The 18274-nt window shown below is 46.0% G+C and carries 15 protein-coding genes and 1 pseudogene; 10 read left to right on the top strand and 6 right to left on the bottom strand.

Features of this window, described 5'->3' with window-relative positions; genetic code table 11:
- From LIZ87_RS01360 to LIZ87_RS01325, 9 genes and pseudogenes are all read left to right on the top strand, one after another.
- The coding region (locus LIZ87_RS01360) for a DUF4143 domain-containing protein (protein WP_227144906.1) at positions 1 to 711 on the top strand (711 nt) is incomplete at its 5' end.
- A gap of 348 nt (positions 712 to 1059) precedes the next feature.
- Positions 1060 to 1233 (top strand): hypothetical protein, encoded by a 174-nt coding sequence (locus LIZ87_RS01355; RefSeq protein ID WP_227144904.1) that lies wholly within the window; start codon positions 1060 to 1062, stop codon positions 1231 to 1233.
- Between the two features lie 151 nt (positions 1234 to 1384).
- Positions 1385 to 1663 carry a type II toxin-antitoxin system Phd/YefM family antitoxin gene (locus LIZ87_RS01350; protein ID WP_227144902.1) on the top strand — a complete coding sequence of 93 codons (279 nt, stop codon included), beginning with the start codon at positions 1385 to 1387 and terminating at the stop codon, positions 1661 to 1663.
- Between the two features lie 2 nt (positions 1664 to 1665).
- A complete protein-coding gene (locus LIZ87_RS01345; protein ID WP_227144901.1) occupies positions 1666 to 1983 on the top strand; it encodes a type II toxin-antitoxin system RelE/ParE family toxin in 318 nt (105 codons plus the stop codon).
- A gap of 162 nt (positions 1984 to 2145) precedes the next feature.
- A pseudogene (locus LIZ87_RS23040) lies at positions 2146 to 2241 on the top strand (DUF7695 domain-containing protein); the annotation flags it as partial.
- Between the two features lie 202 nt (positions 2242 to 2443).
- Positions 2444 to 3697 (top strand): ATP-binding protein, encoded by a 1254-nt coding sequence (locus LIZ87_RS01340; protein WP_227144899.1) that lies wholly within the window; start codon positions 2444 to 2446, stop codon positions 3695 to 3697.
- 578 nt (positions 3698 to 4275) lie between these two features.
- Entirely contained in the window at positions 4276 to 5115 is an 840-nt protein-coding gene (locus tag LIZ87_RS01335; RefSeq protein ID WP_227144897.1) for a DUF6602 domain-containing protein, read from the top strand.
- Between the two features lie 75 nt (positions 5116 to 5190).
- Positions 5191 to 7074, top strand: coding sequence for an AAA family ATPase (locus tag LIZ87_RS01330; RefSeq protein ID WP_227144895.1), 1884 nt, complete (start codon positions 5191 to 5193; stop codon positions 7072 to 7074).
- A gap of 266 nt (positions 7075 to 7340) precedes the next feature.
- Positions 7341 to 7814: a low molecular weight protein-tyrosine-phosphatase gene (locus LIZ87_RS01325; protein WP_227144893.1), complete on the top strand. Its 474-nt coding sequence runs from the start codon at positions 7341 to 7343 to the stop codon at positions 7812 to 7814.
- Positions 7815 to 7849: 35 nt separating this feature from the next.
- Here the strand turns inward: LIZ87_RS01325 and LIZ87_RS01320 are convergent, their stop codons facing one another.
- The 6 genes from LIZ87_RS01320 to LIZ87_RS01295 form a co-directional block, all read right to left on the bottom strand.
- Complete coding sequence (locus LIZ87_RS01320; protein WP_227144891.1) at positions 7850 to 10438, bottom strand: DNA internalization-related competence protein ComEC/Rec2; 2589 nt, start codon at positions 10436 to 10438, stop codon at positions 7850 to 7852.
- Between the two features lie 36 nt (positions 10439 to 10474).
- Positions 10475 to 11434: a GerMN domain-containing protein gene (locus LIZ87_RS01315; protein WP_178317309.1), complete on the bottom strand. Its 960-nt coding sequence runs from the start codon at positions 11432 to 11434 to the stop codon at positions 10475 to 10477.
- Positions 11431 to 12882 carry a sensor histidine kinase gene (locus LIZ87_RS01310; RefSeq protein ID WP_264467847.1) on the bottom strand — a complete coding sequence of 484 codons (1452 nt, stop codon included), beginning with the start codon at positions 12880 to 12882 and terminating at the stop codon, positions 11431 to 11433. The genes LIZ87_RS01315 and LIZ87_RS01310 overlap by 4 nt, the downstream gene beginning before the upstream one ends.
- 18 nt (positions 12883 to 12900) lie before the next feature.
- On the bottom strand, positions 12901 to 13770 hold the full coding sequence (locus LIZ87_RS01305; protein WP_227144887.1) for a DegV family protein: 870 nt from the start codon (positions 13768 to 13770) through the stop codon (positions 12901 to 12903).
- Positions 13771 to 13821: 51 nt separating this feature from the next.
- Entirely contained in the window at positions 13822 to 15597 is a 1776-nt protein-coding gene (locus LIZ87_RS01300) for an ABC transporter ATP-binding protein (protein ID WP_178316261.1), read from the bottom strand.
- A gap of 372 nt (positions 15598 to 15969) precedes the next feature.
- Positions 15970 to 16860 (bottom strand): LysR family transcriptional regulator, encoded by an 891-nt coding sequence (locus tag LIZ87_RS01295; RefSeq protein ID WP_178316262.1) that lies wholly within the window; start codon positions 16858 to 16860, stop codon positions 15970 to 15972.
- A gap of 119 nt (positions 16861 to 16979) precedes the next feature.
- Between LIZ87_RS01295 and LIZ87_RS01290 the strand changes: the two genes are divergently transcribed.
- Positions 16980 to 18257, top strand: a complete 1278-nt coding sequence (locus LIZ87_RS01290; protein WP_227144885.1) for a cation:proton antiporter — start codon at positions 16980 to 16982, stop codon at positions 18255 to 18257.
- Positions 18258 to 18274: the final 17 nt, after the last annotated feature.

Below are 18274 nucleotides of genomic sequence, written 5' to 3'. Positions count from 1 at the left end.
GCCAGCCTTTGGGCTGGCATTATTTTGTCCGGAGGACTGGTTATTTACCATATACCAAATATCAGTGAGTTTCCGAAGATTTCTATGATTTGGAAGTCTATACCGTCCCAGTTGGCAAGAGAGAATAGGAAGTTTATCTACAGGGTTGTCAAAGAAGGCGCGAGGGCCCGTGAATATGAGGATGCCCTGCAGTGGCTGGTGGATGCCAGGCTGGTGCATAAAATCTATCGAAGCAGTGCTCCAGGTTTGCCAATCGTTGCTTACGATGATTTGTCTGCATTTAAGATTTATCTGGTAGATGTGGGATTGCTCCGTCGTCTGGCTCAGTTGGCTCCTACGGCTTTTGGTGAAGGCAACCGTTTGTTCACTGAGTTTAAGGGCGCACTTACTGAGAATTTTGTACTTCAGACCTTGATTACGCAGTTAGAAGTGGTCCCCCACTATTGGAGCCAGAATAATCCGCCTTATGAAGTCGATTTTCTCATTCAGTGGGAAAATGATATTTTTCCTGTGGAAGTTAAATCTGAAGCCAACACGAATAGTAAGAGCCTGAAGAAATTTAAAGAACTGTTCCCGGATCAAGTTAAACTTCGTATTCGGTTCTCTCTGAATAATTTGAAGCTGGATGATGACGTTCTGAATATTCCTTTGTTCATGGCTGACCAAGCGGACCGACTGATTGGCCTGGCGCTGAAGCAGCGCCAAGTTTAGCATACTATGTGGCTGAAGTATGAGCCTATAGAAGTGTTTTGCCTGGAATAAGACGGAAAAGTGAACAGTATATGGGGAGACTTTTAATGGCTGTCTCCCATTCTTAATGTATTTAGACGATTTGAAAGTATCTGTAAGAGTAATGAAAATTGGGTGTGAAACAGTATCTCAAGAGACCAGTGCTAAATGTTTGGCAGTTACTGAATGCAGACTTGAAGAATTAATTAAGGCCTACAAAAATAGTGAACTCAAGGGGTTATAAATGGTAAGGAGCTATGATGCACTTGCGTAGGGCAATCCACAATAGGAGACATTACGGAACGGGGAAGTCTGCCAACACTTCTGACCTTGGAAAAAATCTGCAGCGCATTTGGAATATCACTGGCAGTTTTTTTCGGGAAAGAGTACGGAAATCTGAAGCTGACAGTTGATCAGGAAGAAATTGTCGAAGCAAGGAACAACTTAGATGCGGAAAAACGCAAAGTTCTTATGAGCGTTGTCCGGGCTTTGAAAGGTTTATAGCGGCCCTTACATATGGAATCATATATGATAGGACGCATAATAATATAGAAAAACTTCCAGCTTGAAGAATTTCTCTGCTATTATAATTTTCATTGACTCTGTAGACATATTAAGATATAATTTGCATATAATATATCTGGAGGTGGATTGTATGATGACATTACAGGAAACAATAAGACCTTCTGCAGACCTGAGAAATCATTACAATGAAATTTCCAAACAGTGCAGGGAGGGCCGTGAAGCGGTTATCATTACTGTAAATGGACGAGGAGATACAGTTTCTCTTTCTTACGAAACATATAAGAACATGAAGTCTCGTATAGAATTATTGGAAATTCTTGCTGAAGCGGAGGATGATGTAAAAAACGGGCGTGTTGCTCCGATAAGTGATACCTTTGATAATTTACGCTCCATCTTGCAGGAGGATTGATTTTGGGATACAAGATTGTCAGGACTGATACCGCAGATGCAGGCATCAGGAAAATAATATTATATGTAGCTCAGAACTTTGGAAAAGAAGTAGCACTGGAAAAACTTGATGAAATAGAAATCAGAATCAATCATTTGGCAGACAATCCTTATATGGGAACAGACCCTAAATATCCTGTATTAAAGAGACAAAAATATAAGGTCTTGATGCTAGAAAAAGACTTGGTATTTTATAAGATTGATGAGGTAAACAAAGAAGTTATCATCTATGCGGTGGTAGACCAGAGACAGGATTACCTGAATATTATTCGCGGTCTTTGATTGTAAAATATTGTATGAAGAATAAAACAGGACTATCAGAAAATTGGTAGTCCTTATTTTTTGAAATAATTGCCGCTATTGTCGGCCTTGCTCACATGATTGCAAAAAATAATCGCCTCACCTATGGATGCAGTTGTTTTGATAAAGTCAATCATTTAAGCATGTGGTGCAGTTTCTGTTGATGGTGGCAAAGATTATTTGAGAAGATGTTATACAACCTCAAAAGGAAGATATGCTGGCGCTCACTTTTATTGCTGATGATAAAAATAATGATCAAAGAGAAGAAAATCATGGACATGCAAACAGAAAATTTTGATTTTTATAGAAAGAGTGCATGAAATTGCGATGACTCGCAAGAATTTTCATTAGGAGTTGTAAAATCAATCTGGACGGGATATAATACTAATGAAGAATTTTGCGATAACTCGCAAAAACTTTCAGTAGAAAAAGGGGTTATGATATGGAAATTAAGAGAGACATCTATTTGAATAAGCTCATAAATAAAAAGCATAATGGACTTATCAAGGTGGTAACTGGTATCCACCGCTGTGGAAAGTCCTACTTGTTGTTTAATCTGTTCAAGGATCATTTACTGGCAGAAGGAACGGATGAACAGCACATTATAGAAATTGCGTTTGATTCCTTTGAGAACAAGCGTTTTCGCGATCCGGAGGTTCTGTATCCCTATCTCAAGGAGCAGATTAAAGATGATGGAATGTACTATGTGCTGCTGGACGAGGTGCAGCTTTTGGGAGAGTTTGAATCCGTATTAAACAGCCTAATCCGTATGAAAAATGTGGATGTATATGTGACAGGAAGCAATGCCCGGTTTTTGTCTAAAGATGTGATCACCGAATTTCGGGGTCGGGGAGATGAAGTTCATATGTATCCCCTCAGTTTTGCTGAATTTATGTCCGTCTATCCGGGGACGAAACAGGACGGCTGGAATGAATATATGCTTTACGGCGGACTGCCTCCTATCATGAATATTTCAAGTCCGGAAGAAAAGATCAATTTCCTGAAGTCGCTGTTCGAGGAAACCTATATTTCAGATATTATAGGAAGGCATAATGTACGCAACCGGGCAGAATTGGAGGAACTTCTGAATATTCTCTCATCTGCAATCGGTTCGCTTACAAACCCGACAAAGTTGTCGGCTACCTTCAAAAGTGTCAAGCAGAAAACCATCAGCAACACCACCATCAAAAGGTATATCGACTATCTTTGTGATTCCTTCCTGATTGACAGTGCTGTCCGATATGACATTAAGGGGAAGAAGTATATTGACACACCAGTCAAATATTATTTTACTGATTTGGGACTGCGCAATGCCCGTCTCAATTTCCGTCAACTGGAAGGAACTCATGCTATGGAAAATATCATTTTCAATGAATTGAAGATACGGGGATTCAATGTGGATGTGGGCGTTATTACTCAGAATAAAACCAATGAAAAAGGTCACGGAATTCGCAAGCAGTTGGAAATTGACTTTGTTTGCAATAAAGGATCTAAGCGTTACTATATCCAGTCAGCTTATGCGATTCCAGACCAGGCAAAGATGGAACAGGAGCAGCGTTCCCTGATGCTGACCGGCGATTTCTTCAAAAAGATTATCATCACCAAAGATGCACCTGCACCGTATTACAATGACAGTGGGGTGCTGGTTATGAGTGTCTATGATTTCCTGCTGAATGAGGACAGTTTGGATAATTAATTGATGGAAAAGAAAAAATGCTCCCAGTTGGTTGGCAGTAAAATCCCCCGATTCTTACTACGATTGACGGCTTCAACTTGCTCCAGTTTGCCGTATTTTGTTTGCTCAGTGATAAATTTAATAAACAATGCGGCGTGATAAGGTCTGTAAATTGTGTTGAAACGGTAGAAATCGCAGATAAATGTATTGAAAAGAAATTGAGATTTTTGGTTTTGACCTTAAAAATAGCTGTTTTCTCAATTTATCAAACAAACAATAATCATGATTGTTGAATTTATATAAAAGGAGTTCGTCCATTAAAAGAAATAGATTTAATGCATCGATGGCCAGACGAAGATACTCATGACTGGGGGCATGAAATAACATATACGAAGTTTGGCACTGATATATGTAATTGTATGTAGTAGCAACGTGTATACACGCAGATGAACATAAGAAGGATTATGTATACACAAGAAAAGAATGAGGAAGATTGTAGTGAAACATGTTGTTTTCTTCTATAGAGCAAAAACACATCGTTGCTAAGATTGAAGAACTTTTGCCGCTGTGTGGACGGTTGAAATGAGGTGAAAAGACAGATGACTTTATATGATGTGATAAAGACTGCAGTGCCAAAGTTAGAGGCAGAGTATAACATGAGCAAAATCGTGAATCACTCCGCAAGTAAAGGTGCTTTGAGAGAATTCTTACTCAAAGAAATTATCAGACCATTTCTTCCAAAAAGATATGGTTTATGCAACGGGGAATGCTTTGATTCGCACGATGGAGTGAGCAAACAGCTTGATGTTATAGTTTATGATGATTTATTTTCGTATGCTGTGCCCATGGGAGATTATTATATGATGCCATTTGAATCTGCATACGGCGAAATAGAAGTAAAGTCCATGTTGAATAGAAAAGCATTTTTTGAGAGTATTGACAATATAGCATCCTTCAAATCACTCATCAAAGAAACTCCGGAGGATTGCCAAGTTCTTCCCAATCTTGCAATAGAAATTAACGGTGTCAAATGGAATAAAACCGGATTTACAAAGCCGTTTGGTGTTGTTTTTGCATACGACAGCGTGGAACCTAAAACGGTATTAAACTATTTCCATGAAATAAAGCCATTGAATCCTTCTTTAATGCCCGATATGGTCGTCCTTCTAAAAAAGAAAACAATTATTTTTCGATTATTCTATGAGGGCGAAAAGTTTTATGTTACGACAAGCAATACATATCAAGGGTTCATAACACTGCCTTGCGAAGATGACACACTGCCGATTTTTCTATCGTATATTCTGAGTAGGACCAGAGATACTCGACTTAAAATTGCAGATACAGACGATATGCTTAATGTGCAAATAGATAAGTTCCTTCATACAATGGGAACGCAGCCTGTCGTCAAATTCAATACACAGCATAACGAAGAAAACTAACAGAGAAAATTATGCTAAACAGCAAATTGGAGTAATTTACTGCCGCTGTGTAAAAAGTTGAAATGAGGTAGAAAAATGAGATTAAAGAAAGCGCTATTTATCAATCGTGCTCCGTTCGATAAATTAGAATTGGATTTTGATGATAGTAATGTTTTCCTTTTGTCCGGTATTAACGGAAAAGGAAAAACTACGATACTATCATATATTGTTGATGCTTTTTATGAATTAGCGAAAAAGGGGTATTACAACGAATTCGAAAACAACTTTAACAAGTATTACAGAGTGTCTTCTGTGTTGTACTCACTTAATAGACAAGCATTTTCGATTGTATACCTAAGGTTTATTACAAAAGATGGTAAAGAGAATGACTATATTGATATTCACGGAAATATCACAGAGGAAGAATATTGTGCCGCATTAGGGATCGATAATCCTATTCCTTTTTCTAACATCTCTAATGATTTAGAGAAAAACAACAATTTGAAATATTGGAGAAACCATTCAGAAAAAGATAGTAGGGAAATATTTTCTGCTGAACTAATGACATATTTTCCTGCCTACCGCTATGAGCAACCCTATTATTTGAACACCCCTTATAAACCTGAGCTTGAGTTTAGTATAGATATGGGGTTTGCTGGATATTTAAAAAATCCTATTGAAGTAACCTCTGATTTTCCGAAAATTGCCAACTGGATGATGGATGTTGTATTGGATAGCTACCTATATAAAGGAAAGTCCTCTGAGGTGTTTAGGTATGTCAATTCGATTATTAGCTTAATTCTCCGTTCGAAAACCAAGCAAGATGTTCGATTAGGAATCGGTCAAAGATACGAAGGCGCAGAACGTATTGCTGTAATGTCTACTAAAGACGATTCAGTAATGTATCCGAGCATTTTTCTAATGTCATCGGGAGAAATGGCTCTGGTTGCTGAATTTGTTGAATTATTAAAACAAGCCGATACATTAAGAAAGCCTATCCATGACATTTCCGGCATTGTGCTGATTGATGAAGTGGACAAGCATTTACATATTCGCCTTCAAAAAGAGATTTTGCCGTTGTTGTTTGCAAAGTTTCCGAATGTGCAGTTTGTTGTAACTTCGCATGCGCCATTTCTATCACTTGGTCTTGCTGAAAACAACCAAATCATTAAATGTGCAATTTTTGATATGGATCGAAACGGCTGTCGATGTGAAGTGGAAAACAATGATCTCTATCAAGAAGTATACCAAATGATGGTTGCAGAAAATGACCGTTTCGCAGATAAATATAAAGAATTAAGCAGTCAGATTGAATCCGATAATAAGCCCCTTATTATTACCGAAGGAAAAACTGATTGGAAACACATCAAGGCAGCAATGAAAGCGCTGAACATCACGGATATTGATGTTATTTTCCATGAATACGAAGGTACCATTGGCGATAAAAATCTAATGCAAATGCTTAAGGATTTTGTGTGCTTAAACAGCACAAGAAAAATCATCGGAATATTTGATAGGGACAACGATTCATTTTTGAAAGATAATTCTGAAGTTAGGGATAATGAATTCCATTCTTTGGGTGCTAACATATATGCATTTGCAATTCCTGTTGTAAACGAGGACCAATATGGTAGTTATACATCAATAGAACATTACTATATTAAGGATGATCTGCTGAAAGAGGATGTAAACGGGCGAAGACTCTTTCTTGGTTCTGAGTTCTACGAATCAGGAAATAGCAAAGATAGAAAATATCAAACTAAATTCAGCGGAATACAGAATAAGGTAAAAATTAACGGCGTGATTGACGAAAAAGTATATGATGCTGAGCAAGACCCAGAGCAAAAAAGAAATATTGCTTTATCCAAGAACGACTATGCACAGCTGATTTATGATGGTTCGGATTTTGCAGAGAATTTTGATTTTTCACATTTCAGTCAGATATTTCAGACTATAAGAAAAATTATTGAGCTTTGTTAAGAAGGCAAAGACGAAAGGCACTAACCTTTATTAGTTTATTCTTTATTTCTTACTCCCAAAATCCAGCAACCTATGGTAGAATATTCGCAGTAGTAAAACACCCTGATTCTTACTACGTTTTGACTACGTTTCATGTTCTCAACTCGCCTCGTTTTGCTGCATTTTGCTTATTCTGTGACAAATTTAACAATCTCAGGGCGAAATTTATGCTCGGCAAACTGCGGCAAATCGAGGCAGAATACGGCATTTTAGGAGGATTTTCGTTTATGATAAAAGTATTATTTATTTGCCACGGCAACATCTGCCGCAGCCCCATGTGCCACTATTTTTTCCAAAACCTCGTCAACGAAAAGGGCCTCTCTGACCTCTTCTTTATTGACTCTGCCGCCACCTCCACAGAGGAGATCGGCAATCCGGTTCACCGGGGAACAAGGGAGAAGCTTCGGAGGGCTGGGATCAGCTGTGAGGGGCATCATGCGAAACAGATGAGGAAGGCGGATTATGGGGCTTTTGATTATCTCATTGGGATGGATTCCTGGAATATACGGAATATGAAGGCCATTGCCGGCGGAGATCCAGATGGCAAGATCTTTAAGCTGCTGGATTTTGCGGGGAGCGGGCGGGATGTGGCGGATCCCTGGTATACAGGGGATTTTGATGCTACCTGGAGGGATGTAAATCAGGGGTGCACTGCGCTTCTGGATCACATTTTAAAGGGCAGGAGGCCTGAAGGCCATTAATTTTTAGGTTGATTTTCAGGAGGCCTCCTTCTCTGTTATTTTTGATGAAATATGTAATGCGCGTTCAGGCGGATGCCATCTGTTTTCAGCAGAACGGCGCCGCCTTTTCCCGTTTCCATGACCGGGATCTTGGAGGCCTGCATGGATTCCATTACCTTTTGGGATGGGTGGCCGTAGGAATTGCCTTTTCCGTAGGAAACGATGGCAAGCCTTAGGGGCATCTGCTCTACAAATGGCTGGCTGGAGGAGCCTGCGGAACCGTGGTGGGCCAGCTTCAGTACCTGGACATGGTTCAGGTGCTCTCTTTGAAATGGTGACCTTTCTGCCAGCTCCAGAAGGACGCTCTCCTCTTCTGTCCCCATATCTCCTGTGAACAGCATATGAAAGCCTTCATAATCCGCACACAGGACCAGGGAATGGCTGTTGCGGTCCGCAGATGGACTGCCTTCTCCGGCGTACAGGCAGAAAAGCTGAAGATTTCCTGCCCTTATCGTGCTTCCGGTTTCCATATGTACCACTTTTCCACCATTTTTCTGTTGAAGCTCCCCTAATTCACAATAGATTTCTTCTTCCTGGCCTTTGGATGGTAAAACTAAGGTCTTTATTTTTATGTCCTCCGACTCCTCTAAAAGATAACGGAGACCGCTTATGTGGTCGTTATCCCCATGGCTTACAATGGCATAATCAATGGAGGTCACTCCACGGCTTTTCAGATATGGCTCCAGACTCATACTCCCCAGCTTTTTCTCACTGCTGCTTCCTCCGTCAATCAGCACGGCATGCCTTCCTGTCATAAGGACAAACCCGTCTCCCTGTCCCACATCCATGCAGAGGATCTCAAGCCCTTTTACGGGACGGGGAAGCAGAAGCAGAAAGCTGAGGGCAAATACGGCGCAGACTGCGGGGAAACAGAAAAGCCGCCTGGCCGGATGTACAAGTTCAGAGGAACGAGCAGGCGTATTTCCGGCGGATAGAACCGCGATCCCCCTCAGGAGCACCGCCACACAGATATAATAGCCTCCCACCTGCCCCAATCCCGGCCTTCCCAGCACCAGGCAGTACCCCGGAAGCTGCTCTGCCAGGCCGCAAAGACGGCTGTAATACTCCATAATATAATGTCCTGCTCCCACTGCTGCCACTCCCCCTGCCCTAAAGAAGCTTCCGATCCCAATGGCGAGCAGGCCGGAATACATGAGCATCGGAACAAGGGGAAGCACCAGAAGGTTCATAAGGATCCCATACAGGGGATACTGGTAATAATGCCACAGCATCACAGGGGCAAGGGCCAGCTGGACGCAGAGGCTGATAAGGAGTGTTTTTTGCCAGGCCTTCTCTGCCTTCAGGGAAGTGCAGAGAAAGCTTCCGATTCCTCCTATGGCATACACAGCACCAAAGGAAAGCTGAAAGCCGCTTTGAAACAGCAGATAGGGAGATTCCCACAAGAGCAGCATTGCCGACAGGCTTAAGGCTGACAGCGTATCATAGGTCCTGCCGCAGGCAGCAGCCATCCACAGGCACAGGATCATAATGACCGCACGCAAAGCCGAGCCGGAGCCCCCTGTAAGAACACCATAGCTCACCACCAGCACAGCTCCTATTGCTCCAGCCTTCTTATATCCCAGACCGATCCGGCGCAGAATCAGATATATCCCTCCCCCGATGATCGTAAGATGCTGTCCGCTAATGGCCAGAAGATGGGTAATTCCTGCCCTCTGGTACATGGTTTTCACTTCTATATCCATGGATGTACGTTCTCCCAACAGCACCGCCTTATATATCATGCTGTCTGCTTCCTGACAGACTTCCTCCAGCACGGTCCTGCACCTGCTTTTCACAATGTCCAGGAACCGGAAATATGGCGAAGCCTCCCCTTCCACCATCTCCACACAGTCAGCGAAAAGCCGGCATCCTATCCCCTTTGCGCGGTAATATCCCCGGAAATCAAACTCTCCCGGATTGCGCGGCCCCTCTATGGCTTCCAGCTCTCCTGTTATTGCTGCACGCTTCCCGGCCACAAGCTTTGCCGCCTTCTCTTTCCCGGGCCCCTGGCTGCTCTCATTGTTCCCAGCCCTGGGACCACTGCTATTTTTCTCCCTTTCTTTTTCTCCGCCGTATTCGTTCCCATTCTCCGGTACATGATAGGTTTCCTCATTTTCTTCCTCCTCTCCAGCAAGGTAAACCCATATTTTTCCAAACCTCACCTCCCCAGCCACTGTCTCCCGGTCTGATGTATCCCGGACCACTGCCCCCTCCAATACCAGTCTGACACTCCCCTCCTTCTCCTCCACAGAACCAATCCTCCCACATACCGTCACCTTGCCCTCTCCCAGCCTAACGGCCTGCTCCTCCTCCAAATCCAAACGCCGTTTCACCGCAGCACCCCTCTCATACCCGGCAAGCACAGCAGCCAGCAGAAAAAAAAGGAGCAGGAATGTCCTCCATATGGCACTCCTGCCCTGTCTCTTTCTGACTGTATTCCGGCCCATTCCTTTCCATTTTTCCAAATGCGCCTGAAATCCCCCTGCCCCCACAGCCATTGCCATAAGGAGCAGAATCCACAGCCAAACCGCCCTGCAGCTTAAGATCAGCACCTCTCCAAATACGAATCCTGCAGCTATTACCATAAGCGGCCGTTTGATATTCAATTTTCCCTATCCTTTCTATTGGACTCCTCCAATATAATCCTGGCTCCGCTCAAAGGTGGTGTTCAGGGAAACCACATCCCGAAACATCACATCCTGGGAGCCATTTACCATGATCTGCACCCTGGTGACAGGTGTCATCTCAGACAGGGAATCCACAATGGAATATATCGGGATATACTCACCCACTGTCAGGGCCGTGTTTAAAAATGCAGCGTCAAAATTGATATAGCACACATTGTCTGTCACGGAAATGCTCAGGACTTTACAGTCTGACGGCAGGGTGGGATACCGTCCTGCCTGGCTTGGCCCTGCGATCAGCTGTTCTACGATCAGCTGCTCTAAGGAGGTATTGATATTGTGCACCACCTCCCGCTTCTCCGCGATCAGCTTATTCCCTGTTTCATCTGCAAAATACAGGGTCAGCTCTGTCTTCTCGTAGGCATTCACGTTGCTGGTGTTGAGAATAAAATCGTTGGCAGACAGTGCTCCCACCGGACTGCCCAGACGGTCTATCAAAGGCTGGTCCCCGCAGTAGACGGAAACATAGTCCACTCCCTCCACCTGAGTCAGTGTTCTCGTAAGGCCCGCCCTGCACAGGATCTCCTGTTCCGGCTTCATGGAGGAGTAGTTGATGTCAAAATAGACGTACAGAACCTGTCCTTCCAGGCGCATTCCCTGATAAGCAACCTTATCACTCAGGGCTGATTGACAGTCCAGATCCTTCGGCACATGGATGAACTGGTCCATCAGCTCCTCCACCAGCTCTTTTGGAGCCGTACTCTCCGGCTCATAGACCTGGGGGACCAGCTTGGTCGTAGAGGCATTGAGATAGTACACCAGGTATTTTCCCTCAGATACGGAGGCTGTCGGCTCCAGGGACTCCCTGCAGGCAGAAAGCAGACAGCAGAGAGACGCCGTCACCAGAAGCACCAGACATTTGAAAGCACGCTTTTTTCCATTTATGAACTCTCTCATGTCCTCCCCTCCTGTCTCGGCACATAATTTAAGGGAATCCGTACATGGAATACCGTTCCCTCTCCCGGCTGGCTTTCCACATCAATAACGCCATGATGCATCCTGATCACATTTTTCGTGATGGAAAGCCCCAGTCCTGTTCCTCCTACCTCTCTGGAACGCGCCTTGTCCACCCTGAAGAACCTCTCAAAAATATGGTCAATGCAGTCCTCAGGAATACCGATACCGGAGTCCGCCACTGTAATGTAGAAAAACTTGTGGTCTGCATCCAGGGTCACCCGTACCCAGCCGGAATCCACATTGTACTTGACAGCATTCTCCACCAGATTGGTAATGGCCAAGGACATTTTCACCCGGTCCACGTCCGCCGTTACCTCCCGGAAGCTCTCCAGGATCAGTTCTACATTTTTTCTCTTTGCAATGGGCCTTAAGCGCTTTAAGACCTGCTCTAATTCCCCGTTAATGCTCACCTGCTCTAAATTCATCTGGCTCTCCGCTGACTTGTCCATTTTTACCAGCATAAGAAGATCCTCGATAATCTGGTTTTCCCGGTCGATCTCATCGGAAATATCTGTCATAAACTCCCTGTAAAGCTCCACAGGCACATCTTCCATCCCCATAAGGGAGTCAGCCAGCACACGGATGGAGGTAATAGGAGTTTTCAGCTCATGAGACACATTGGATACGAACTCCTGGCGCGACTGGTCCACTGCCCGCAGCTTGCCCAAGGACTTTTGGACAGACTCCGACAGCTGCTTTGTCTCCCTGTATGTATCCACCATAATATCTGCATCCAGATCTCCCTGAGCCACCCGGTCAAAGGCCAGCTGCAGCTTCCCAAAGGGAGCCATGAGCAGATGAACGGCCATGACGGAAACTGCTGCCAGCACCAAAAGCATGCTCATAAGAAAAAGGTGGGCACTGCCGGATATCTTATCTGTCAGAGAAATGATGTTCTCCGTTGAGGCAGTCAGCACAAGGACCCCGTTGACAGTCTTCTCATTTGCCGGATCATAGACAGGGGTCGCCTGGGCAAAATACTGCATTTCCTTGTTATAATGGGAGGCGGCCTCTCCTCTGAAGCATTTGATGACCTCCTCCGATATATAGTATTTTCCCACAGACAGGTTAAAGGTATCTGCTATGATCTTGAAATTGCTGCTTACGATCACGATCCTTCCATTATAGAGATCGGAAATTGTCTGCATCTGGGCATCCAGAGCCGTATTGTTCTTTTTTTCCGCTGTCATGTATCCGGACCGGGTCATGCGGTTGCTTAAGATCGCACACTGGTTCTGGATCTCCATACTCCTGCCATCCAGCTGGTTCTGCTGGAAGGAGCCCAGCATCAGGGCTGCCTGGAGGATCAGGGGCACCAGGGCTGCCGTGACCATTGTAAAAGACAACACCAGCTTCATGCTCAGTCCACGCGCCCGCAGCATTTCCATGAAACGATTCTTTTTCACTTATTTCAGCTCCTTTAATTTCCTGCAGCAGGCTACTGCAAGAGAACCGGGACCAATGTGGCAGGCAATGCTCAGTGACAGAGGGTCCACATGGACCGGCGCTGAAGGATACATGGCTTCCACTTCTTTTTTGAACTCCTCTGCCGCCTCCTCATTGCAGGTATGGGCGATCTGGATCCAGGTGTCCTCACCCTTAGGATCTCCCAGACGTCCCTCCAGATCCTTTGAAAGAGCTGTGAGCATCATGGTTTTGGCCTGCTTCATGGTCCTGGCCTTTGAAAATGCATCCAGCTTTTCTCCCTGGATCGTAAGCACCGGCTTTATCCTCAGAAGCGTTCCCAGCGCTGCCGCAGCCGGAGTGACCCTTCCGCCCTTTTTCAGGTATTTCAGGGTATCCACGGTAATGTAGATCGTACTGTCAAATTTGGTGCGTTCCAATATCTCCTTAATGGCAGCCCCATCATATCCCTTGGCAGCCAGGTCCCTTGCATCCAGGGCAGACTGCCTCTGGGTCACGGAAATGCGCTGATTGTTCACCACCTGAACTCTGCCCCCGTAATCCTCTGCCAGCATCATGGCTGTCTGGCAGGAGCCGCTTAAGCCGCTGGACATGGGGATATGCACGATCTCATCGTACTCCCTCAGCAGCTTGTCCCAGAGCTCCAGCACATCCTTTGGCGCCGGCTGGGAGGTAGTAATATCTGCTCCCTCTGCCATGCGCTTGTAAAATGCCTCCTGGCTCAGATCAATATCCTCAAAAAACACCTGCTCATTTATCATAAAGGGCATCGGGAGAACGATGATCCCCAGCTTCTCTGCTTCCTTTTGTGTAATGCCGCTGTTGCTGTCTGTCACTACTGCTATCTTCATATTGCCTCCTTGTAGCTTCTCCCAATTATTTTCTATAAATTCCCGGCTTTCCTATTCCAGTCCATGATCCAGCCTGTTGGCTGTGGCATACAACTGATAGTACATTCCCTTCTTTTCCAGAAGCTCCCTGTGGTTTCCTTCCTCCACGATCTGGTTGCCGGAAAGCACCAGGATCCGGTCTGCGCCCTGTATGGTGGTAAGGCGGTGGGCAATGGTCAGCGTAGTGCGCCCCACTGCCAGCTTATCAAGAGACTGGGACACCAGGTATTCGCTTTCATTGTCAAGAGCCGAGGTGGCTTCATCCAGTATGAGGACAGCCGGATTCTTTAAAAATACCCTGGCAATACTGATGCGCTGCTTCTGTCCTCCTGAAAGCTTTACGCCTCTCTCTCCCACATAGGTATCGTAGCCGTCCTTTAACTCCATAATAAATTCATGGGCTCCTGCCAGCTTCGCAGCCTCCATCACCTCATCCCTGGAAGCTCCCGGACGTCCATAGCTGATATTTTCATACACAGAGCCGGAAAACAGGTATACATCCTGCTGCACCACACCGATGCTCCCCCGCAGGCTGCGCAGGGTCACATCCCTTATGTCCTTTCCGTCGATCCGGATGGTTCCCTCTGTAGTGTCATAGAACCTGGGAAGGAGGTTGCACAGCGTTGTCTTGCCGCCGCCGGAGGGGCCTACCAGGGCAATGCGCTCCCCAGGCCTTACCTTCAGGTTGATGTCCTGCAGCACCGGATTGTGGTCATCGGGATATTCAAAGCTCACATGCTCAAATTCGATGGCCCCCTTCACATCCTCCAGGGGCTTTGCTCCCTTTTTATCCTTAATATCAGGCATCACTTCCATAATTTCCTGGAAACGCTCAATTCCCGTCATGCCCCGCTGGAACTGCTCCGCAAACTCAATGATCCGGCGGATGGTGGTGAGAAGGGTGGTAACATAAAGCGTATACGCTACCAGGTCGCCGGGAGCGATCTTTCCCTTGAGCATGAAAATGCCTCCTGCCACAATGACGATCACATACATCAAACCGTCAAAGGAACGGGTGGTGATCTGAAAGGCCGCCATATAACGGTAGGTATGCTTCTTGATCTTCATAAAGGCCTGGTTGCCTTTTCCAAACTTCTCGATCTCCACAGGCTCATTTGCAAAGGCACGCACAACGCGGTTTCCCAGCAGGGAATCCTCGATCTGGGCATTCAGCTCACCGATCTGGTTTCTCTGCTTGCGGAAGGCCTCCTTTACCTTCATATTGAACCAGGTACATGAAAGGATCATGACCGGTATCATGACAAAAATAAGAAGGGTCAGCTCCAGGTTAATGCCGGAAAGGATCACAAAGGATACCACGCCCTTCAAAACAGCAATAAAAAACTCCTCCGGACAGTGATGGGCAAACTCCGTCACATCAAACAGGTCGCTGGTGATCCTGGACATGATCTGGCCCACCTTTGTGTTGCTGTAATAGCTGTCAGACAGCATCTGTAAATGTTCAAACATATCCTGGCGCATATCGGTCTCGATATAAACACCCATCACGTGGCCCGTATAAGCCATGTAGTAGGCTGCCAGGGAATCAATGATCCGCAGAACCAGATACAATGCTCCTATGCGCACAACCGTCCCCACTGTGAGAGATGCCAGATCCCGCATCCCCTGGTTCGTGATATAGCGCAGCATCAGCGGAAGCACCAGCTCTCCTATGGTCGTCAGCGCTGCACAAAACAGGTCGAAGAACAGGACCCCCTTGTACTTTCCATAATAAGGAAGAAATCGTTTTAACAGCTTCCCAGTTTTCATTCTCTTTTTCTCGTTCAAAATCCATACTCCTGTATTCCCACCCGGATCCATAGGCCGGGCTGTTTTTCTGCACTCCCCTTAAGAGCGCTCAACTATTTTTTATTACGCTCGTCCCTCGCTTCATAAAAACGTACGGGAACCGCGAACTCCGCTTCGCTTCGTTTGCGCAGCAAATAGTTTCGCGCTCCGGCGCTCAACTATTTTTTATTACACTCGTTCCTCGCTTCATAAAAACGTACGGGAACCGCAAACTCCGCTTCGCTCTGTTTGCGTAGCAAATAGTTTCGCGCCCTGGCGCTCAACTATTTTTTATTTTATCCCATTTACCCGGAAAATGGAAGCCCCCCGTACCTGAGTTTCGCATGTTGCACTAGTGTGCTGGCACGTGCACTAGTTCCCCATCTTATCATAAATTTCACGCATGGTCTCTATGACCTCCATATGCATAAAATCCTTCAGATATACAATGTCGATCTGGCGCACCATGGATGAATTTTCAATGGGGATCGCTGCCAGGCGGCCTCCGGCGCATTCATCCCTGCAGGCGCTCTTTGCAATAATAGTGATCCCCAGATCCATGCTCACAAGCTCCTTTATCATAGCAACATTGTCCAGCTCCATCATCACATTGAATTCTGACAGATCCATTCCCCTTGCTGTCAGGTGCTTCTCAAACAGCTGCCTGGTTCCTGCACTCCTGGTCCGCAGTATCAGCTTCTCATGGCGTATGTCCTCTAAGGATACGGTCCTGGCCCTGGCCAGTCTGTGGATCGGTGAAACAGCCAGACACAGGTAATCCGTGTCCAGAGCCGTGGATATGATATCATTCGAGGGCACAGCCCCCTCCACCACCGCAAAGTCAAGCTCATAAGCCTTCAGACGGGTATAAATTTTTTGAATGGTATTCATACAAATATTTATATGTATCCCCGGATTTTCATTGCAAAGAGTTGCAAGCACCTGAGGGATAATGGTCTCGCCTGCCGTAGGGGTGATCCCCACATTCAGATGGCTGGTCTCTGTCTTACTGTCCTCAATGGCCTGACATGCATTGGCATAGACAGCCGCTGCCCTTCTGGCATATTGGACCAGGATCTTCCCCTGGGGCGTCAATTTCAGCTTGTTTTTTGCCCTGTAGAACAGCTTGATGTCAAATTCGCTTTCCAGCAGGCGTATCTGGTGGCTGACAGCAGGCTGGGTCAGGTTCATCTTCTGGGCGGCCTTTGTATAGCTCCCTGTCTCCACTACTGCAAGCAATGTACTTGCCTTTCCATCGAACATCACCATTCCCCCTTTTTAGAATTATAAATTATTTTTATAGGCTGATTAAATATTATCATTTGATTTTATCACCAAATGTGCATATAATCAATCAAAATGTTTGAAAGGGGTGCTGTGATATGGCATTATTTTTATCAGATCTCGGAACAGCAGGTGTGATCCTGGCCATCACCATTATGCTGGCATCCGCTTTTCTCTTTACACGCGCTACAAAAAAGCTTCATCTTCCCAACGTGACCGGATATATCCTTGCAGGGGTGGCCATCGGCCCCTGGTGCCTGAACCTGATCCCGCAGGAATATATCAAGCACATGGATTTCATTACAGACCTGGCCCTGGCCTTTATCGCCTTCGGAGTAGGAAAATATTTCCGTTTAAGCTCCCTGAAGGCCAACGGAATGCGCATGGTGGTGCTGACCCTTTTTGAGTCGCTCACCGCAGGCATCCTTATCACTGCAGCCATGCTCCTTTTGGGTCTGTCTATGCCCTTCAGCCTTCTTTTGGGCGCCATCGGCTGCGCCACTGCGCCTGCCTCCACCATTATGACGATCCGCCAGTACAAGGCCAAAGGCCCCTTTATTGACACCATCCTCCAGGTGGTGGCTTTGGATGATGCTGTGGCTTTGATCGCCTTCAGCATCTGCACAGCCATTGTCCAGGCAAGCGGTACTGCGGGCAGTATGACCCTTTCCCAGGTGCTCCTGCCTGTGGCCTTAAACCTTCTGTCTCTGGGAGCAGGCCTCTTTTCCGGCATCCTGTTAAGCCGCCTGATCCACAAGCGCAGGAGCAAGGACCACAGCCTGGTGCTGGCCTGTGTTGTCATCATGGCAACTGCAGGTCTGTGCACAGCTTTAAATGTATCTCCCTTGCTGGCCTGTATGGCCTGCGGCACGGCTTATGTAAATTCCTGCGGCAATAAGCATCTGTTTAAGCAGCTGAACCAGTTCACCCCGCCGCTCCTTGTCATGTTCTTTGTATTGTCCGGAATGCGCCTGTCCCTGCCCAGCCTGGCACAAGCCGGGATGATCGGCGTGATCTACTTTTTAGTACGGATATTGGGAAAATACGCGGGCGCTTCCTTAGGCGCTGCCGTGATCCATGCCTCACCTGAGATACGGCGCTATTTCGGCCTTGCCTTGATCCCCCAGGCAGGAGTATCCATCGGCCTTGCTGTTCTGGGCCAGCGCATGCTGCCGGGCCAGAGCGGTGAAATGCTCTCCACCATTATTCTCTCCAGCGGCCTTCTATACGAGATGGTAGGGCCTGCCTGCTCAAAATGGGCGATCAGAATGTCCGGAAGTATTCCAGGCTCCAAAGAGAAGGAAAAGAAAAAAGAACGGAAAAAGGAAAAAGCCGAAAAGACCGGAAAAATAAAAGAGCCCCCTGTAATAGCCTAACAAACGGGACCGAAAAT

The organism is Lacrimispora sp. 210928-DFI.3.58, from assembly GCF_020554865.1.
In the GTDB taxonomy this organism is placed as follows: domain Bacteria; phylum Bacillota; class Clostridia; order Lachnospirales; family Lachnospiraceae; genus Enterocloster.
This window is presented reverse-complemented; position numbering and strand designations above follow the sequence as displayed.

Bases quoted from the DNA above. Each gene is read 5' to 3' on its own strand.
- LIZ87_RS01350 (WP_227144902.1), top strand. From the start codon at position 1,385: ATGATGACATTACAGGAAACAATAAGACCTTCTGCAGACCTGAGAAAT.
- LIZ87_RS01340 (WP_227144899.1), top strand. From the start codon at position 2,444: ATGGAAATTAAGAGAGACATCTATTTGAATAAGCTCATAAATAAAAAG.
- LIZ87_RS01335 (WP_227144897.1), top strand. From the start codon at position 4,276: ATGACTTTATATGATGTGATAAAGACTGCAGTGCCAAAGTTAGAGGCA.
- LIZ87_RS01330 (WP_227144895.1), top strand. From the start codon at position 5,191: ATGAGATTAAAGAAAGCGCTATTTATCAATCGTGCTCCGTTCGATAAA.
- LIZ87_RS01325 (WP_227144893.1), top strand. From the start codon at position 7,341: ATGATAAAAGTATTATTTATTTGCCACGGCAACATCTGCCGCAGCCCC.
- LIZ87_RS01320 (WP_227144891.1), bottom strand. From the start codon at position 10,438: ATGGTAATAGCTGCAGGATTCGTATTTGGAGAGGTGCTGATCTTAAGC.
- LIZ87_RS01315 (WP_178317309.1), bottom strand. From the start codon at position 11,434: ATGAGAGAGTTCATAAATGGAAAAAAGCGTGCTTTCAAATGTCTGGTG.
- LIZ87_RS01310 (WP_264467847.1), bottom strand. From the start codon at position 12,882: ATGGAAATGCTGCGGGCGCGTGGACTGAGCATGAAGCTGGTGTTGTCT.
- LIZ87_RS01305 (WP_227144887.1), bottom strand. From the start codon at position 13,770: ATGAAGATAGCAGTAGTGACAGACAGCAACAGCGGCATTACACAAAAG.
- LIZ87_RS01295 (WP_178316262.1), bottom strand. From the start codon at position 16,860: ATGTTCGATGGAAAGGCAAGTACATTGCTTGCAGTAGTGGAGACAGGG.
- LIZ87_RS01290 (WP_227144885.1), top strand. From the start codon at position 16,980: ATGGCATTATTTTTATCAGATCTCGGAACAGCAGGTGTGATCCTGGCC.